Origin of the sequence: Noviluteimonas caseinilytica (assembly GCF_018406605.1) — a bacterium.
Classification (GTDB): domain Bacteria; phylum Pseudomonadota; class Gammaproteobacteria; order Xanthomonadales; family Xanthomonadaceae; genus Noviluteimonas; species Noviluteimonas caseinilytica.
Genome location: NZ_AP024545.1, coordinates 2,111,834 through 2,126,334, shown reverse-complemented (window position 1 = coordinate 2,126,334; position 14,501 = coordinate 2,111,834). Strand labels below are relative to the sequence as shown.

Below are 14,501 nucleotides of genomic sequence, written 5' to 3'. Positions count from 1 at the left end.
CCATCCGCTCCTTACCTCGAGACGACATTCGTCCCCTGCGGCACCATGTAACACGCGGTCGCCTTCTTGCATGCGTCGGCCTGGATCTCGGCGAGCTGGCGCGCCAGGTACTGCTCGGGCGACAGGCCCATCTTGTTGCGATAGGCGTTGTCGGCGTCGGCCTTGGCTTCCTGTTCCAACTTGCGCTGCTGCTCGGCGATCGTCGCGGCGACCAGCGTGAGGTTGCGCTGCTGCTCGGCGGCGGTGTTGTTCATCTGCGTCAGGACGTTTTCGTTCGGCTTGGCCTTGCCGAGGTTCACCGCCATCACTTCCACGCGGATGCCGGAGGCCTTGATCAGCGCGCGCAGTTGTTCGGTGACTTCCTGGTCCACTTTTTCGGCGGCGACAGGGTCGGACATCATCTGCGCCATCTTCTCGGACTTCACCGCCTTGCGGACGATGGAGTTGTAGGGCGAGACGACGTTGTTGTCCCACCAGTTCGGGCCGAAGCGCTTCAGCGTGTCGGCCGCATCCACCACGCGCAACTGCACGCTGGTGTCGAAGTCCAGCAGGATGTTGTCCATCGACGACAGGTCCTGGAACGGCACGTGCAGCGTCTGCGGCGCGGTGGTGACGTAGATGATCGTGGTGGACGGCCAGGTCACGTCGCGCCCCTCCTTCAACACCTCGGGGCGGATGCCTTCGTGGCCGACGAAATATGGGCGGTCCTGGTAGACGGCGACGTCGCCGGGTTCGGGCTGGGCGACGGTGCAGCCCACGGTGGACAAAGTGATGCACGCGGCGATGGCGAGCATCGCGGAACGACGAACGAAAACCGACACTGGTACTTCCCCTGGAAATGCTGGGGGGCAGGCTACCGGACGGCGTGGCTCGATGCGAGCCACGCGATCGCGCGGTCGCGGTCGTCGAAGACCTGGAAGGGAATCTGCTGCACGATCGAAGTGACCCGGGCCGGCTTCGCGTCGTCGTTGGAGATGCCCACCATGGCGACGCGCCGGCCGACGAAGAACTGGCTATTGATGGTCCGGGCCATGTAGTTGACGCGTTCCTCTTCCGACGCGTGCAGGTCGTCGTTGTGCAGCACGAGCGACGCATTCGAGAAATCGATCAGGACCGGCAGGTGTGCGTTGACGCCCCTGGTCGCCTGCAGCCCTTCCAGCGCGATGAGCCGATCCTCGTAGCGGACCGGTCCGGTATGCAAGACCTCGACGAACTCGGGGCCGACGATGATGCGATGCGCCACGGGGCGGGCCTGCCTGGGGACGAGGGCAGGATTCTAGGGGATGCCCGATCCACGCTAGCATCACGGACGGGCCGCGAACCACCGGGGGAGCGCATGCGACGCACGTTGAAGGTGCTTGGGGTGCTGGTGGGGCTGGTGGTCGCGTTCCTAGTGTTCGCGTACTGGTACGACAGCGTGGGGCAGAAGGCGGATCCCGGCTTCGTCGTCGCGGTCGCGCACCCGGCGTATGCGGGGACGACGGCGCCGCGGGTGGCGTTCGACGTCGCGCATCGCAACTGGCACACGCCGACGGAGCGTTACCGTCCCCTCGCCGACTTGCTGCGCAAGGATGGTTACCGGGTCGACGCGCTCGCCACGCCGCTGAGCGCGGAAGCATTGCGCGATGTCGATATCCTGGTGATCGCGAACGCGATGGGGCCGGACGGGCACGAGACGCAGCCTGCTTTCACCGATGCGGAAGGGATCGCGTTGCAGCAGTGGGTGCACGACGGTGGCGCGCTGCTGCTGATCGCCGACCACTCGCCGTTCGGCGCGGCCGCCGCGCCATTGGCGAAACACTTCGGCGTCACGATGTACCTCACCTACGCGCGCGACGACGATCATCATTCCGGCTGGGACAACGAGCGCTTGTTGTTCAGTCGTGCGAACGGGTTGCTGCCGGATTCCGCGATCACGCGCGGGCGAACGAAGGACGAGCAGGTGTCCAGCGTCGTGACGTTCACCGGGCAATCGCTGTCGGTGCCTGCGGGTGCGACCGTGCTGTTGCGCATGAGCGATGTCGCCTACGACTGGGAATCGCGCAGCGTCCGCACGCCGGCGAAGGGGCATGCGCAAGGCATCGCGATGCAGGTGGGCGCTGGCCGCGTGGTCGTGCTCGGCGAGGCCGGCATGTTGTCGGCGCAGGTGGATCCACTCGGTTTCAAGATGGGCATGAATACCGACGGGAACGACAACCGTCAGTTCGCGCTCAACGTCTTCCACTGGTTGTCGGGCGCGCTTCGCTGATCCGGCAACGCGCCGGTTCACGCGCAACAATCGTGACGCCACACCATCGCAGGATCGGCCCGGTGATGAGCGCCCCCAGGATCGCGCTTGGCGTGCCCCAGAACTGGACGACCACGTAGATCATCGACGCGCCACCACCCGTGTAGGGCGCGATGCAATCGACGTAGATGGCCAGCAGCATCCATGGCGCAAGGAACAGCACGGCGCCTACGGCCCGCAGTGGATTGGCAGTCGCCATCGATACGATCGCCGGGACCAGGGGCGGCAGCACGAAAATGCCGAACCCTATGAGCAATGCGCGGAGCCACTGCTCGCCACCGGCGCAAAAACTGTAGATGAGATGCAACACGAGGATGCCGCACACGGCTGCGATGGCGAGTTGCAGCGCGCGCCTGCGGCTCACGGGACGTCGAGGCTGCAAGTCATCATCCATGGCGCGCAACAACGCCGACCGTGTGCCTGCGCGCAAGCAACTCACCCGAGCCCCCCGCGACCCCTGCGATGAGGGCGGTTCCGAACGCCGCCGACCCCAGCAACGCGACGGTGGCCGTGGAGGCCGACAAGGTGTCGAATTCGGAAAGCACGAGCGCCACCTGCACGGGCCCTGCGAGCAGGCCGCTCAGCGCGCCCAGCAGCAATCCGTCGCGCCTGGCCAGGAAACCGAGGACAAGCGCGGGCAGCACGCAGACGATGCCGTTGAGCGGCCCCTGCAGCAGCACGTACCACGTGGGTGCGTCGCCGAAGCCCGGATCCAGCCGGGTGTCTACCGCCGACAGGCCCCATGAGAACAGGACCTGGACGATCGCCGCGACGAGCACGAGCAGGGATTGCCGGGCCATGTGGTTTCCCCTGGAAGTCCGCCGGATGTTCGGGGTGTCCCGGGGTAGCGTCAAGTCGAACGCCGATCGCGATCCTGGCTAATCGAACGCACCCGTCTGCACTTCCCCACTGCGCACGTAGTGCGCCAGCAGCACGCCGCCGGGCGAAGTCACCGAACTCGTCACCTTGAAGGACGACGCGCTTGCCTTGTCGTCGAACAACCGCTTCCCGGGCCCAAGCAGCACCGGGAAAGTCTGCAGCCGCAATTCGTCGACCAATCCGGCAGCCAGCAACTGCCGCACCAGGTGCGCGCTGCCTTGCGTCAACAGCGCGTCGCCGTCCTGCTGCTTCAGCGTGCGCACCGCGGCGACCACGTCGCCCGACAACGCCACGCTGCCTTTCCATTTCAGCGAATCGGGACGGTGCGTCGCCACGTGCTTCGGCACCTTGTTGAACAGGTCCGCGATGTAGTTGTCTTTCACCTTCGGCCAGTACGAGGCGAAGATGTCGTACGTCCTGCGCCCCAGCAGCAATTCGAAGGGCGTGGCGAACATGTCCGCGATCGCCTGGTTGGTGGCATCGTCGGACAGCGGCACGGTCCAGCCGCCGTAGCGAAACCCGCCGCTGGTGTCTTCGTCCGGGCCACCGGGGGCCTGCATCACACCATCGAGACTGACGAACGCGGCGACGACGAGCTTGCGCATCGAGGCTTCTCCGGGCGGGAGGGCCTACGCTAGCGCCAGCGATGCGAAGGAATCGCGAGCGTTCTCAGCCACTTGCGACTTTCCTGTACGCCCCCAACGGGCCAGACCGCACGCGGGGAGGCTTGCGCGTATGGTGGGGAGATGATGTACGCGTTCCTCATCGCGCACCGGGCGGAACTCATCTCCCGCTGCCGCACGAAGGTCGCCCTGCGCGCCATGCCGGGCATGCGGGAGCGTGAGCTGGAATTCGGCATCACGGTGTTCCTCGACCAGCTGATCCGCACGCTGCAGATCGAGCAGACGGCCACGCCGATGCGCAGCCGCAAGGTGTCGGGCCCCGCCGGCGGCGGACAACAGTCGTTGTCGGAAATGAGCGCGTCGGCCGCTGCGCACGGCAGCGAGTTGCTGAAACACGGCTACACCGCCGAAGAACTGGTCCACGACTACGGCGACCTGTGCCAGGCGATCACCGACCTCGCGGTGGAAACGCAAACCCCGATCACGGTCGACGAGTTCCGCACGCTCAACCGGTGCCTCGACAACGCGATCGCCACGGCCGTCACCGAGTTCGGCTACCTGCGCGATTCGCAGGTGGCGGGCCAGCAGGCCGACGCCATGAACGAGCGGCTCGGGTATTTCGCGCACGAACTGCGCAACCACCTCAGCACCGCCACGCTCGCACTGGCCGTCATCAAGGACGGCTCGGTGGGCCTGACGGGCGCGACCGGCGGCATCCTCGACCGCAGCCTGGTCAACCTGCGCACGCTCATCGACCGTTCGCTCGCCGAAGTGCGGATGACGGCGGGCATGTCCGTGCAGCACGCGTTGTTCTCGCTGTCCGATTTCGTCGCCGAAGTGAAGCTGGCGGGCGACCTGGAAGCGCGCGTGCGCGGCTGCGTGCTGTTCGTCTCGAAAGTCGATGTGCGCCTGGCCGTCGACGCCGATCGCGACCTGCTGTTTTCCGCGGTGGGCAACCTGCTGCAGAACGCGTTCAAGTTCACGCACCCGGGTACCGAAGTCACCTTGAACGTGTACGCCGTCGCCGATCGCATCCTGATCGACGTCGAAGACAATTGCGGCGGGCTCCCCGCCGGCAGCGCGGACACGCTGTTCCAGCCTTTCGTGCAAAGCAGCGACGACAATCGTGGACTGGGCTTGGGGTTGTCGATCTCGCGGCGCGGCGTGGAAGCCAACGGCGGGACGCTCGGCGTGCGCGATGTGCCCGGCGTGGGCTGCGTGTTCACCATCGACCTGCCGCGCCATGAATTGCCGCGCACACGGATCGAATCCGAGTCCCGCCTGTTTCCGGACGAAGTGGCCTAGTGCCTGCCCGCGCGCGGGAATAGCAACGCCGCCATCCGCACGTACACCGAATCGGACATCCCGATCGGCGCATACAGGATGCGCCGCGCCAGTGCGGGTTCACTGCCGCTGCAGCGCGGCCCGTATACCGCCACCTGGCCATCCGGCAGCGTGTGCCACACGGGGCCTTCCACCGCATCGCAGGCGCGCACCGTCCCGTGCAGCGGACCGCCGACGAAGGTGACGACGGCGCGGGCGTTCATGGCGGGGCGTCGGCGCGTCGCGCGGTGCGCGCGATGACGAGGATGCACACCGCGAGGACGAGGAAGCAGGCGATGGCGGGCAGCACGGACATGCCCGTATCAATGGCACGGATGGCGGGCAGGAAGTGCGAAGCGCCCCGCAGTTGCGGGATTCCTCGCCCGGTTAGGGCGATTCAGTGACCGTCGAGCAGCAGGCGCAGGTCGTCCACGAAGCCGCGGTAGGCGTTGTCGCGATCGGCCGGCGGTTGGCGCAGCACCCACGCCGGATGCACGGTGGCGAAGGCGCGCGTGCCGTTGGCCAGGCGCTCCCACTGGCCGCGCATCTCCATCAAGCGGAAGTCTTTCCCGAGCACGCTGCCGGCGGCGGTGGCGCCGAGGCAGACGATGACTTCGGGCTTCAGCAGTCCCAGTTCCCGCACCAGCCATTGGCGGCACGCGCGCACGTGCGCCGGATCCGGGGTCTTGTGCAGGCGATGCTTGCCGCGTTGTTCGAAGCGGAAGTGCTTCACCGCGTTGGTGAGGTAGAGCGTGTCGCGCGCGATGCCGAGCTCGTCGAGCGCGCGTTGCAGCAGGCGGCCGGCGGGACCGACGAAGGGATGGCCGCTCAGGTCTTCTTCGTCGCCGGGTTGTTCGCCGACGAGCGCGATGCGGGCATTGCGCGGGCCTTCGCCGAAGACGGTCTGCGTGGCGGGTTCCCACAGCGGGCAGGCGCGGCAATCTCGGGCGCGCGTGCGCAGCGTGTCGAGATCGCTTGCGGGGCTGTCGATGACCGGCGCGGGCGCCGGGATGCGGCGACGCGGGGCCTGCGGTGCGCGATCGGCCATCGCTTCCACGCGCGCGCCGGCGTCGCGCAGCAGCGTGGGCAACGTGTGCGTTTCCGGCAAATGCTTCCAGTATTTCTGCGGCATCTCCTGGCGCATCATCCGCGGGTTGAGGCGCGCGGGATTGAAGATGTGCGCGTAGTACGTGCGCCACATCGATTCCTGCGCATCGTCCGCCGGTGTATCGCTGCGCAACGCACCGGGTGCGAACACGAGCGCTTCGCCATTCCAGTGCGCGCTGCGGTCGGGCGTGAGGATGGACCAGCGCATGCCCGCGAACCGGCGCGCGAAGAACGGCGAGACGCGATCGACGATGTGGTGGTCGGGTTCGAACCAGGCGATGAAGGCGTCGTCGACCCCGGGCACGGCGCGGAAACGCACGAAGGCTTTCATCTTGTGCAGGTCGCGGCGGACGGCCTGGTCGAGTTTCTGCGCGCGGTGCGTGTCGATGTCGGTGGCGAGCGTGCACAGGTGGCGTTCGCCGTGCGCGATGCGCCAGGCCATGCGGTAGAGCAGCGCGTGCGCGTCGGGGTCGCGATGGCAGGCGACGCGCGCGGCGAGGTCGAAGAAGTCGCGCGGCATGGTGGGGACGTCGCGCACGGGCGGTGCGGTGGTGATGGCATTGCCTACGAGCAGCGCGCCCTGGGCGTCGCCGCGCCAGTCCAGCGCCTCCTGCGCAATGTCCGCACGCAATGCCGCCCTCGCTTGCGCGCGCCACGCATCGAAGTCCCACGGAGGATCGACCGTCGCGGACCAGCGTTCGCTCATGCGGCGAACAGGTCCGCCTGCCGCGGCTTCGGCGCGAGTTGCGCGCGCAACGCAGCGGGATCGTCGAGCCTGCGATGCGGATGGTGGTCGAGCAACGCCACGAACGGCAGCACCTTCGCGAGCGGCGCGCGCAGGCGCGAGAGATCGGCGACGCGCAGGCGTCCGTGGCGCCGCGACTGCACGATGCGCGCGACGTTGCGCGTGCCCAGGCCCGGCACGCGCAGCAGGAGTTCCTTCGGCGCGGTGTTGAGGTCCACCGGGAAGCGATCGGGGTGGCGCAGCGCCCACGCGAGTTTCGGATCGATGTCGAGGTCCAGCATCGTGCCGCTCGAGTCGGCGTTGGGCGGCACGATTTCCTCGACGCCGAACCCGTAGAAGCGCAGCAGCCAATCGGCCTGGTAGAGGCGATGCTCGCGCTGCAGCGGCGGCGGTTGCAGCGGCAGCTTCGACGACGCGTCGGGGATTGGGCTGAAGCCCGAGTAGTACACGCGGCGCAGTTTGTAATTGCCGTAGAGGTTGTCGCTGGCGAGCAGGATCGCGCGATCGTCCGCGCCGTCGGCGCCCACGATCATCTGCGTGCTCTGCCCCGCCGGCGCGAACTTCGGCGGCTTGCGCACCTTCGTCGCCCTGCGCGCTTCCTTGCCTTCCTCGATGCGCCAGCGCAGGTCGCCCATCGCGGTGCGGATGCGCGGCAGGCTCTTCTCCGGTGCGAGCGTGGACAGGCCCGTCTCTGTGGGTAGCTCTACATTGATGCTGAGGCGATCGGCGTAGCGGCCCGCGGCGGCGAGCAACTCGGGCGATGCATCCGGGATGGTCTTGAGATGGATGTAACCGGCGAACAGATGGTCCTCGCGCAGGCAGCGCGCGACCTCGACCAGGCGCTCCATCGTGTAGTCGCTGTCGCGGATGATGCCGCTGGAGAGGAACAGGCCTTCGATGTAGTTGCGCCGGTAGAAGTCGAGCGTGAGGCGCACCACTTCGTCGGGGGTGAACCGCGCACGCCGCACGTTGCTGGAGACGCGATTGACGCAGTAGGCGCAATCGAAGATGCAGAAGTTGGTGAGCAGGATCTTCAGCAAGGACACGCAGCGCCCGTCGGGCGTGTACGAATGGCAGATGCCCATGCCTTCGGTGCTGCCGATGCCACCGGTCTTCGATGAGTCGCGCTTGCCGGCGCCGGACGATGCGCAGGAGGCGTCGTACTTGGCGGCGTCGGCGAGGATGGCGAGTTTGGTGAGCGTGTCCACCTGCAGAGCGTGCGCGTGGCGGGTCTCAGTCCGTGAGACGGCAGATGAAGCGTTCAGGCAACGCGAAACGATGCACGGCAGAGCTTCACTCACACATCACGTTGACACGCGCCGGGAGACGCTCGCCCACCCGTGCGTGAGGAACCTGCCATGCGTGGACCGCTGTCGCTCTTCGTCATCGCCGCCGCGCTGTGGTTGTCAGCGGGCACCGTCCACGCGCAAGCGCGCGTCACCAACTGCAACGATGCCGGGCCCGGGAGCCTGCGCGCGGTTGCGCAGTCCGCGCCAAACAACACCCAGGTGGACCTGCGCGGCCTGCCGTGCAACCAGATCGTGCTGAAGACCGGGCCGATCCGCCTGTCGCAATACACCATCGCGTTCCTCGGCCCGGGCTGGACGCACCTGACCGTGAACGGCGACAGCCGCGGCCCGGTGTTCGTGCACACGCCGCCGGCGCCGATTCCGTTCGAAGCGTTGCCGGTGCTGGTCCTGCAAGGCTTCACGGTGTCGTGGGGCCGCGCGCTGGATGCCGATGCGTTCGGCGGCTGCATCCATGGCGGTGGCCGCGTGCAACTGCAGAACATGCAGATCCACCACTGCGTTGCGCGCGAAACGCGCAGCGGCGGCGATGGCGGTTACGGCGGCGCGGTGTTCGCGTTGATGGGCGCCAGCGTGTTCTATTCGCGCATCCACACCAGCCGCGCCGAAGGCGGCGACGGTGGTGGCCTCTGGTCGGGCAGCGGGCTCACGTTGCAGACCAGCAACGTCCTCAACAACTTCGCGTCCGGTGATGGCGGCGGCGTGGTGTCCGTCTCCGGCGGGCGCATCGAGATGAGCAACGTCAACGGGAACACGGCCGGGGGTTTCGCGGGCGGATTCGCGATGGGCGGCGGGTTGATTTCGATCATCCGCTCGACGATCGCGAACAACCACGCGCACGATTCCGCCGGCGGGCAACTGCTGCCGGGTGGCTCGACGCGCATCATCCAGAGCACGGTGTCCGGCAACGTCGCCGACGAGAGCGTGGGCGGCGTGTCGATGCCGCACGAGAACGCGATCCGCGAAATCCTCAACAGCACGATCACGCAGAACCGCGCGCTGGCCGCGGGGACGCGGGGTTGCCGCGGGGGCGGGTTCGGTACCGGGAGCACGGTGCTGCTCAACAGCGCGATCGTCTCCGGCAACACCTGCGCGGGGCTGGCGAACGACATCGGGCTGGAGGATTCGGAAGTCGGCGGCGACGGGATCAATGGCCAGGACAACATCATCGGCGTGTCGACCGTGCCGGTGTCCGCGACGAATACGATCACGACCAACAATCCGCGGTTGGGTGCGCTGGCTGATAACGGCGGGTTGACGTTGACGCAGTTGCCGCTGGCGGATAGCCAGGCGATTGATGCGGGGAACAATGTGCAGAACTTCGCGACGGATCAACGCGGGGCGGGATTCCCGCGGACGAAGGGCGTCGGGACGGATATCGGGGCGGTGGAGCGGTAAGACATCGCAGGCGCAGGCCCGTCAGGCCTGCGCCTTCGCCGGTGTCCGTGCAAAGCGTCCCGGCGGTTGCCCTACGTGCCGGCTGAAGGCCGCGCTGAACGTACTCGCCGATCCATAGCCCACGCGTTCGGCGACTTCCGCCAGCGCGACGCCTTGCCGGCGCAACAGATCCTTTGCGACCGCCATGCGCCAGGCGAGCAGGTATTCCATCGGCGGCAGGCCCACGGTGCGCGTGAAGCGTTCGAAGAACGCAGAGCGAGAGAGCGCGGCCTTCGCGGCGAGTTGCGCCATCGTCCACGGGCGCGCGACGTGTTCGTGCATCTGGCGGATCGCGGGCGCAAGACGCGCGTCGGCCAGGCCACGCAGCAAACCGGGCGGTGCATCGTCCCCGGTCGTGGCGCGCAACGCTTCGATCAGCAGCACTTCGACGAGGCGCGTGAGCACGAGCTCGCGGCCGGGGCGTTGCGACATCGACTCGGCGCCGACCATGCGCACGAGTTCCGACAAACGCGCCACGCCGCGCACGTGGATCACGGCGGGCAGCAGCGACACCAGCAATCCCGCGTCCGGCGATTCGAAATCGAAGTAGCCCCCGAGCAGGCGCACGTCCGGCTTGCCGCCGCGCGTGCCGTGGCGCACTTCGCCTGATTGCGAGGCGGCCGCGACGAACGGATCGAGGTGCTGCGGCGCGACGTCGTCGAAGCCCACGAGCGTGAAGCCCGGCGTGGCGGGCAGCAGCACGAAGTCGCCGGCTGCAAGCCGCAGCGGTGCGTGCCCGTCGACGGCCAGGCGGCACGCGCCTTCGAGCACCGCGCAGAAACTCGGCTGGCCGAACGGCGCATAGCGCACGCCCCAGCGCCCGGCGCCGCTGATGCGCTTGGCGAACACGGTGCGCGGCTGGAGCAGCGCGATGGCCTCGGACAGCGGATCACCCATGGCTGGACGCTCGCCAATGAAAGGTGGACGCCGCATCGTAGATCGTCCGGCGCCCGGGCGTCATCGTGGCCCCTCCCCCACGACCCCGAGGTCCACACCATGAAAACCGTCCTGATCACCGGCTGTTCCTCGGGCTACGGCCTGGAAACCGCCCGCCATTTCCACTGGGCCGGCTGGAACGTCATCGCCACGATGCGCACCCCGCGCGAAGACGTGCTGCCCAAGTCCGAACGCATGCGCGTGCTGGCGCTGGACGTGACGCGGCCCGAGAGCATCCAGGCCGCGATCGCAGCGGCCGGCCCGATCGACGTGCTGGTCAACAACGCCGGCATCGGCGTGATGGGCGCGTTCGAAGCCACGCCGATGGCGACCGCGCGCGAAATCTTCGAAACCAACACCTTCGGCACGATGGCGATGACGCAGGCCGTGGTGCCGCAGTTCCGCGCGCGCGGCGCCGGCGTGGTGGTCAACGTGACGTCGAGCGTGACCCTGGCGCCGATGCCGCTGGTGGCGGTGTATGCGGCCAGCAAGCATGCGATCGAAGGGTTTACCGAATCGCTGGCGCTGGAGCTGGGGGCGTTTGGGGTGCGGGCGAAGTTGGTGGAACCCGGGTATGGGCCGACGACGAAGTTCATCAGCAACACCGGGCAGCGGTTGGAAGGGTTGATTCCGCAGGAGTACGCGGCGTTTGCGGAGCCGATCTTCCAAGGGTTCGGGAAGACGACGGTCACGACGAACGAGCTGGATGTGGCGGAAGGCGTTTGGCGCGCGGCGCATGACACGACGCGCCGGCTGCGGTTTGCGGCGGGGCCGGATGCGGTGGCGTTGGCGGAGGCAAAGTTCGGGGGTGTGGCGGCGTAACACCGGGTCCATCGGATGTGTTCGCGAAGATTGATGGAAGCGTCCGCAATCGGGTGGGAGGCGTTGACTGAAGACCAGTCGGCCGCTAGCCTCTCCCGCACGTTCCCTAGCCGGTGCAAGGAACCGCCCGCCATCGAAGGATGGTCCAGCAAGCGCTGATAAGAGGATCCGGTCCGCGACAACAAAAGCCCCGCATTGCGGGGCTTTTGCTTTTCAACGCTTGTGCGCTCGTTTGCGGGTCTTCGGGCCGATGAGCCCCATGGTAGCTGCGCAGACAGTGGCGAAGACCAACACCTTTTCGCGCTGCACACCGAGCGGGCGATCCTTGAGGTACGCACTTTGCACGTACAGCACGAGGCGCGGTTTCGGTTCGTTGGTGCGGTAGAGATCGAAGAAGACCTGGTAGTGCGGCCCGCCAGGCCCGGTGCCGTGCGGGCGCCAGACCATGTAGTTGTGCCTGCGTGCAGCGAAGCAACGGGTCGCCCCCGTCACTAGTCCAAGGATCAACGCGGGCAATGCCTTCGACAGCGCGTAACGGTCGGCATGAAAGAGGCGCATGGCGCCACCGGCGTCGAACCAGAGGTGCGCCGATGCGTCGAGAAGACCGCCCTTGGGGAAGCCGTGCTTCGCCGGGTCGTATCGCTCGGTCACCACATGGCAGTCGAAGACCACGCGAATGTCGACGCACATTTCGGGCAGGCCGGTGCGTGCCGGCCTGGTCAATTGCATGTCGAAGGGCCACAGGTGCGCGAAGGAAGTCGGCACATCGTCGATGACACGGTCGCGCCACGTCGCCCACAGCGAAGGGTTGCGCCACGGACAGCGATCCAGCTCGTGCCGGAGTGGCTTGGGAATCGCGGCAAGCGGGGCTATTGCATCCACGCAAACGTCCTTGTCTTCGCCGAGCCAAGCCTATCCGTGCGGGCACGTTTCGAACTTGAGCGCGCCTCGGCAAATCTAGGCGCGCTTCCTTCGTCGTACACACATTGCGAAACGTCGCAGTCAGTGTTCTGCAGTGCCGCTCGCCGCAGCCGCGGACCAATACGTCTCTTCAAGGATGTGGTCGATGTCGCGCGAGAGACGCGAGAACCACCACGACATCGCGTGGGGGCGCAGGGCCATGTCGTGGTCGCTGGCGGCGGTGCCGGGTTCGGTGAGGCGCGTCAGCAGGCGCAAGTGATCGCGGATCTGGACCAGTTCCAGGTGCGCGTGGTCGGGGATGACGAAGACGGTGGGCGTTTCGTGCGCGCGGGGCATGTCGTGCATGGGGACCTCCGTGTTTCCGGGAAGGAAAACCTTGCGTCGCGGGTGCGACGCAAGGTGTCGGGAGGTTGAAAGACCGCTCAACTACGGCTGGGCTTATTCCCTCTTGCGAGGTCTTGTATTAGTCCCCTCCCGACGCGGAGCGATGCGCTTCCGTGTCGCGACACATGGTTGAGCGGAGCTTTCAAACTCCGTGCGCAAATCATGTCTTGCGCCCCACTCCACCCCAATCAGACAACAACGCAGCAACGGAACGACACATCGCTACATCGCTTCACCCAATCGGGAGAACCTGCTGCATTCCGGCAATCAATGCGCACTCCCGCGCGCACGCATGTCGCGATTGCCCCACAACGCCTGCGGCGTCCTCGGCGCACGCAGATGGCGATAACCGCATTCCTTGCGGATCCCCTGCAGCCCGTCCTGGTCGCCGAAGAGCTTCAGCAGCCCATGGCCTGCGTGCGCGACATCCATGACATCGCTGCACAGCGCGGCCATCGTGTCCGCCACGCGCAAGGCGAGTTGCTGCAGCACGATGTCGATCCGGCGCATGCGGTCCAGCGCCGCCAGGTCGGCGAGTGCGCCGGCGAGGTCGAGGCCGGGCGGCACGAGGTGCGCGTTGTGCTGCAACTGGCGGATGACACAGCGGGCGAACCGCTCGCACTCCGGGCCCATCACCGGGAGTGTTTTGCGGTCGCCCGCCTCCAACGACACCAACCCGCGCAGCTGCGCCTCGATCTGCCGGACGGCCGCGAGGACGGCATCTTCCTGGTCCTGGGTGACGGTCATCGAAGCGAGGGTCTGCTGCTGCATTTGCGTACTCCAACACGGGAAACTTCGTGTCGGAGTTTTCTGCCGAAACGACGTGCGAACAATTGGGAAATGTCCCTATTAGCAATCCGCAGCGGCGACGGGTGTCCGCCGTTGATCCGTTCGTAACGCCGATCACGCCCACGAACACAATAAAAAAGCCCCGCCGCAAGGCGAGGCTTTTCGATTACAGATTTGGTCGGGGTAGCCGGATTCGAACCGACGACCACCAGTCCCCCAGACTGGTGCGCTACCAGGCTGCGCTATACCCCGGGTAGGCCGCGGATTATAGCGGCTTCGAACTCATCGGCGCAGCAGCACGAGGATTTCCTCGAGCTCCATCCGCACCTGCTTGATGATCTGCGTGCTCAGCGCACTCTCCTGCTTGGCCCCCTCGCCTTCCAGCCGCAGCCTGGCGCCGCCGATCGTGTAGCCCTGCTCGTACAGCAGGCCGCGGATCTGGCGGACCATCAGGACGTCGTGGCGCTGGTAGTAGCGGCGGTTGCCGCGGCGCTTGACGGGCTTCAGGCTCGGGAATTCGGTCTCCCAGTAACGCAGCACGTGCGGCTTCACGTCGCACAGCTCGCTCACCTCACCGATGGTGAAGTAGCGCTTGGCCGGGATGGCCGGCAATTCCTTGTTGCTGCCGGGGTCAAGCATTCCCCGCTCCCGTGTAAGCCTCGACGCGTTCCTTGAGCTTCTGGCCCGGCCGGAACGTGACCACGGTGCGCGCGGAGATCGGGATCTCTTCGCCGGTCTTGGGGTTGCGGCCCGGGCGCTGGTTCTTGCGACGCAGGTCGAAGTTGCCGAAGCCGGACAGCTTCACCTGGCGGCCGGCCTCGAGGGCCTCGCGCAGGGCATCGAAGAACGCGTCGACGAATTCCTTCGCCTCGCGCTTGTTGAGGCCGACCTCGTCGAACAACCGCTCGGCCATCTCTGCTTTGGTCAGTGCCATCTCGTCC

General features: G+C 66.9%; 18 protein-coding genes and 1 tRNA gene. 4 read left to right on the top strand and 15 right to left on the bottom strand.

The genetic code is table 11. The features are described 5' to 3' along the window. Positions 1-11: 11 nt before the first annotated feature. On the bottom strand, positions 12-794 hold the full coding sequence (locus tag LYSCAS_RS10330) for an SPFH domain-containing protein (protein WP_213437774.1): 783 nt from the start codon (positions 792-794) through the stop codon (positions 12-14). A 59-nt stretch (positions 795-853) separates the two neighbouring features. Beyond that, the gene (locus LYSCAS_RS10325; protein ID WP_213433960.1) at positions 854-1,243 is read right to left on the bottom strand and encodes a hypothetical protein; all 390 of its coding nucleotides are present in this window, start codon (positions 1,241-1,243) and stop codon (positions 854-856) included. 93 nt (positions 1,244-1,336) lie between these two features. Here LYSCAS_RS10325 and LYSCAS_RS10320 point away from each other — a divergent pair, with 93 nt between their 5' ends. After that, complete coding sequence (locus LYSCAS_RS10320) at positions 1,337-2,248, top strand: DUF4350 domain-containing protein (RefSeq protein WP_213433959.1); 912 nt, start codon at positions 1,337-1,339, stop codon at positions 2,246-2,248. Here the strand turns inward: LYSCAS_RS10320 and LYSCAS_RS10315 are convergent. From LYSCAS_RS10315 to LYSCAS_RS10305, 3 genes are all read right to left on the bottom strand, one after another. Then, positions 2,211-2,681, bottom strand: coding sequence for a DPY30/SDC1 family protein (locus LYSCAS_RS10315; protein WP_213433958.1), 471 nt, complete (start codon positions 2,679-2,681; stop codon positions 2,211-2,213). The two genes, LYSCAS_RS10320 and LYSCAS_RS10315, sit on opposite strands and share 38 nt — an antisense overlap. Next, on the bottom strand, positions 2,674-3,087 hold the full coding sequence (locus LYSCAS_RS10310) for a hypothetical protein (protein ID WP_213433957.1): 414 nt from the start codon (positions 3,085-3,087) through the stop codon (positions 2,674-2,676). Before LYSCAS_RS10310 ends, LYSCAS_RS10315 begins: the two co-directional genes overlap by 8 nt. Before the next feature lie 78 nt (positions 3,088-3,165). Next, entirely contained in the window at positions 3,166-3,771 is a 606-nt protein-coding gene (locus LYSCAS_RS10305; protein WP_213433956.1) for a dihydrofolate reductase family protein, read from the bottom strand. A 141-nt stretch (positions 3,772-3,912) separates the two neighbouring features. Here LYSCAS_RS10305 and LYSCAS_RS10300 point away from each other — a divergent pair, with 141 nt between their 5' ends. Next, positions 3,913-5,094: a sensor histidine kinase gene (locus LYSCAS_RS10300; RefSeq protein ID WP_213433955.1), complete on the top strand. Its 1,182-nt coding sequence runs from the start codon at positions 3,913-3,915 to the stop codon at positions 5,092-5,094. Here LYSCAS_RS10300 and LYSCAS_RS10295 read toward each other — a convergent pair. The 3 genes from LYSCAS_RS10295 to LYSCAS_RS10285 all read right to left on the bottom strand — a co-directional run bounded on the left by LYSCAS_RS10295 (position 5,091) and on the right by LYSCAS_RS10285 (position 8,172). Beyond that, positions 5,091-5,336 (bottom strand): hypothetical protein, encoded by a 246-nt coding sequence (locus LYSCAS_RS10295; protein ID WP_213433954.1) that lies wholly within the window; start codon positions 5,334-5,336, stop codon positions 5,091-5,093. The genes LYSCAS_RS10300 and LYSCAS_RS10295 overlap by 4 nt on opposite strands. Positions 5,337-5,509: 173 nt before the next feature. Next, positions 5,510-6,925, bottom strand: a complete 1,416-nt coding sequence (locus LYSCAS_RS10290) for a UdgX family uracil-DNA binding protein (protein ID WP_213433953.1) — start codon at positions 6,923-6,925, stop codon at positions 5,510-5,512. Beyond that, complete coding sequence (locus LYSCAS_RS10285) at positions 6,922-8,172, bottom strand: putative DNA modification/repair radical SAM protein (RefSeq protein ID WP_213433952.1); 1,251 nt, start codon at positions 8,170-8,172, stop codon at positions 6,922-6,924. Before LYSCAS_RS10285 ends, LYSCAS_RS10290 begins: the two co-directional genes overlap by 4 nt. 150 nt (positions 8,173-8,322) lie before the next feature. Here LYSCAS_RS10285 and LYSCAS_RS10280 point away from each other — a divergent pair, with 150 nt between their 5' ends. Further along, the gene (locus LYSCAS_RS10280; protein ID WP_213433951.1) at positions 8,323-9,669 is read left to right on the top strand and encodes a choice-of-anchor Q domain-containing protein; all 1,347 of its coding nucleotides are present in this window, start codon (positions 8,323-8,325) and stop codon (positions 9,667-9,669) included. A 21-nt stretch (positions 9,670-9,690) separates the two neighbouring features. Here the strand turns inward: LYSCAS_RS10280 and LYSCAS_RS10275 are convergent, their stop codons facing one another. Further along, a complete protein-coding gene (locus tag LYSCAS_RS10275) occupies positions 9,691-10,605 on the bottom strand; it encodes an AraC family transcriptional regulator (protein WP_213433950.1) in 915 nt (304 codons plus the stop codon). Positions 10,606-10,704: 99 nt separating this feature from the next. Here LYSCAS_RS10275 and LYSCAS_RS10270 point away from each other — a divergent pair, with 99 nt between their 5' ends. Continuing rightward, a complete protein-coding gene (locus LYSCAS_RS10270; protein ID WP_213433949.1) occupies positions 10,705-11,466 on the top strand; it encodes an SDR family oxidoreductase in 762 nt (253 codons plus the stop codon). Positions 11,467-11,679: 213 nt separating this feature from the next. On the opposite strand, the gene LYSCAS_RS10265 is transcribed toward LYSCAS_RS10270, so the two are convergent. From LYSCAS_RS10265 to LYSCAS_RS10240, 6 genes are all read right to left on the bottom strand, one after another. Beyond that, positions 11,680-12,348: a hypothetical protein gene (locus LYSCAS_RS10265; RefSeq protein ID WP_213433948.1), complete on the bottom strand. Its 669-nt coding sequence runs from the start codon at positions 12,346-12,348 to the stop codon at positions 11,680-11,682. A 120-nt stretch (positions 12,349-12,468) separates the two neighbouring features. Next, positions 12,469-12,732 carry an XAC0095 family protein gene (locus LYSCAS_RS10260; protein WP_213433947.1) on the bottom strand — a complete coding sequence of 88 codons (264 nt, stop codon included), beginning with the start codon at positions 12,730-12,732 and terminating at the stop codon, positions 12,469-12,471. A 306-nt stretch (positions 12,733-13,038) separates the two neighbouring features. Beyond that, on the bottom strand, positions 13,039-13,542 hold the full coding sequence (locus LYSCAS_RS10255) for a hypothetical protein (protein ID WP_213433946.1): 504 nt from the start codon (positions 13,540-13,542) through the stop codon (positions 13,039-13,041). Between the two features lie 193 nt (positions 13,543-13,735). Continuing rightward, positions 13,736-13,812: transfer RNA gene (locus LYSCAS_RS10250), tRNA-Pro, on the bottom strand. A 30-nt stretch (positions 13,813-13,842) separates the two neighbouring features. Then, positions 13,843-14,199, bottom strand: coding sequence for a MerR family transcriptional regulator (locus LYSCAS_RS10245; RefSeq protein WP_213433945.1), 357 nt, complete (start codon positions 14,197-14,199; stop codon positions 13,843-13,845). After that, the gene (locus tag LYSCAS_RS10240) at positions 14,192-14,494 is read right to left on the bottom strand and encodes an integration host factor subunit alpha (RefSeq protein WP_213433944.1); all 303 of its coding nucleotides are present in this window, start codon (positions 14,492-14,494) and stop codon (positions 14,192-14,194) included. Before LYSCAS_RS10240 ends, LYSCAS_RS10245 begins: the two co-directional genes overlap by 8 nt. Positions 14,495-14,501: the final 7 nt, after the last annotated feature.

Bases quoted from the DNA above. Each gene is read 5' to 3' on its own strand.
- LYSCAS_RS10330 (WP_213437774.1), bottom strand. From the start codon at position 794: ATGCTCGCCATCGCCGCGTGCATCACTTTGTCCACCGTGGGCTGCACC.
- LYSCAS_RS10320 (WP_213433959.1), top strand. From the start codon at position 1,337: ATGCGACGCACGTTGAAGGTGCTTGGGGTGCTGGTGGGGCTGGTGGTC.
- LYSCAS_RS10315 (WP_213433958.1), bottom strand. From the start codon at position 2,681: ATGGATGATGACTTGCAGCCTCGACGTCCCGTGAGCCGCAGGCGCGCG.
- LYSCAS_RS10310 (WP_213433957.1), bottom strand. From the start codon at position 3,087: ATGGCCCGGCAATCCCTGCTCGTGCTCGTCGCGGCGATCGTCCAGGTC.
- LYSCAS_RS10305 (WP_213433956.1), bottom strand. From the start codon at position 3,771: ATGCGCAAGCTCGTCGTCGCCGCGTTCGTCAGTCTCGATGGTGTGATG.
- LYSCAS_RS10300 (WP_213433955.1), top strand. From the start codon at position 3,913: ATGATGTACGCGTTCCTCATCGCGCACCGGGCGGAACTCATCTCCCGC.
- LYSCAS_RS10295 (WP_213433954.1), bottom strand. From the start codon at position 5,336: ATGAACGCCCGCGCCGTCGTCACCTTCGTCGGCGGTCCGCTGCACGGG.
- LYSCAS_RS10290 (WP_213433953.1), bottom strand. From the start codon at position 6,925: ATGAGCGAACGCTGGTCCGCGACGGTCGATCCTCCGTGGGACTTCGAT.
- LYSCAS_RS10280 (WP_213433951.1), top strand. From the start codon at position 8,323: ATGCGTGGACCGCTGTCGCTCTTCGTCATCGCCGCCGCGCTGTGGTTG.
- LYSCAS_RS10275 (WP_213433950.1), bottom strand. From the start codon at position 10,605: ATGGGTGATCCGCTGTCCGAGGCCATCGCGCTGCTCCAGCCGCGCACC.
- LYSCAS_RS10270 (WP_213433949.1), top strand. From the start codon at position 10,705: ATGAAAACCGTCCTGATCACCGGCTGTTCCTCGGGCTACGGCCTGGAA.
- LYSCAS_RS10260 (WP_213433947.1), bottom strand. From the start codon at position 12,732: ATGCACGACATGCCCCGCGCGCACGAAACGCCCACCGTCTTCGTCATC.
- LYSCAS_RS10255 (WP_213433946.1), bottom strand. From the start codon at position 13,542: ATGCAGCAGCAGACCCTCGCTTCGATGACCGTCACCCAGGACCAGGAA.
- LYSCAS_RS10245 (WP_213433945.1), bottom strand. From the start codon at position 14,199: ATGCTTGACCCCGGCAGCAACAAGGAATTGCCGGCCATCCCGGCCAAG.
- LYSCAS_RS10240 (WP_213433944.1), bottom strand. From the start codon at position 14,494: ATGGCACTGACCAAAGCAGAGATGGCCGAGCGGTTGTTCGACGAGGTC.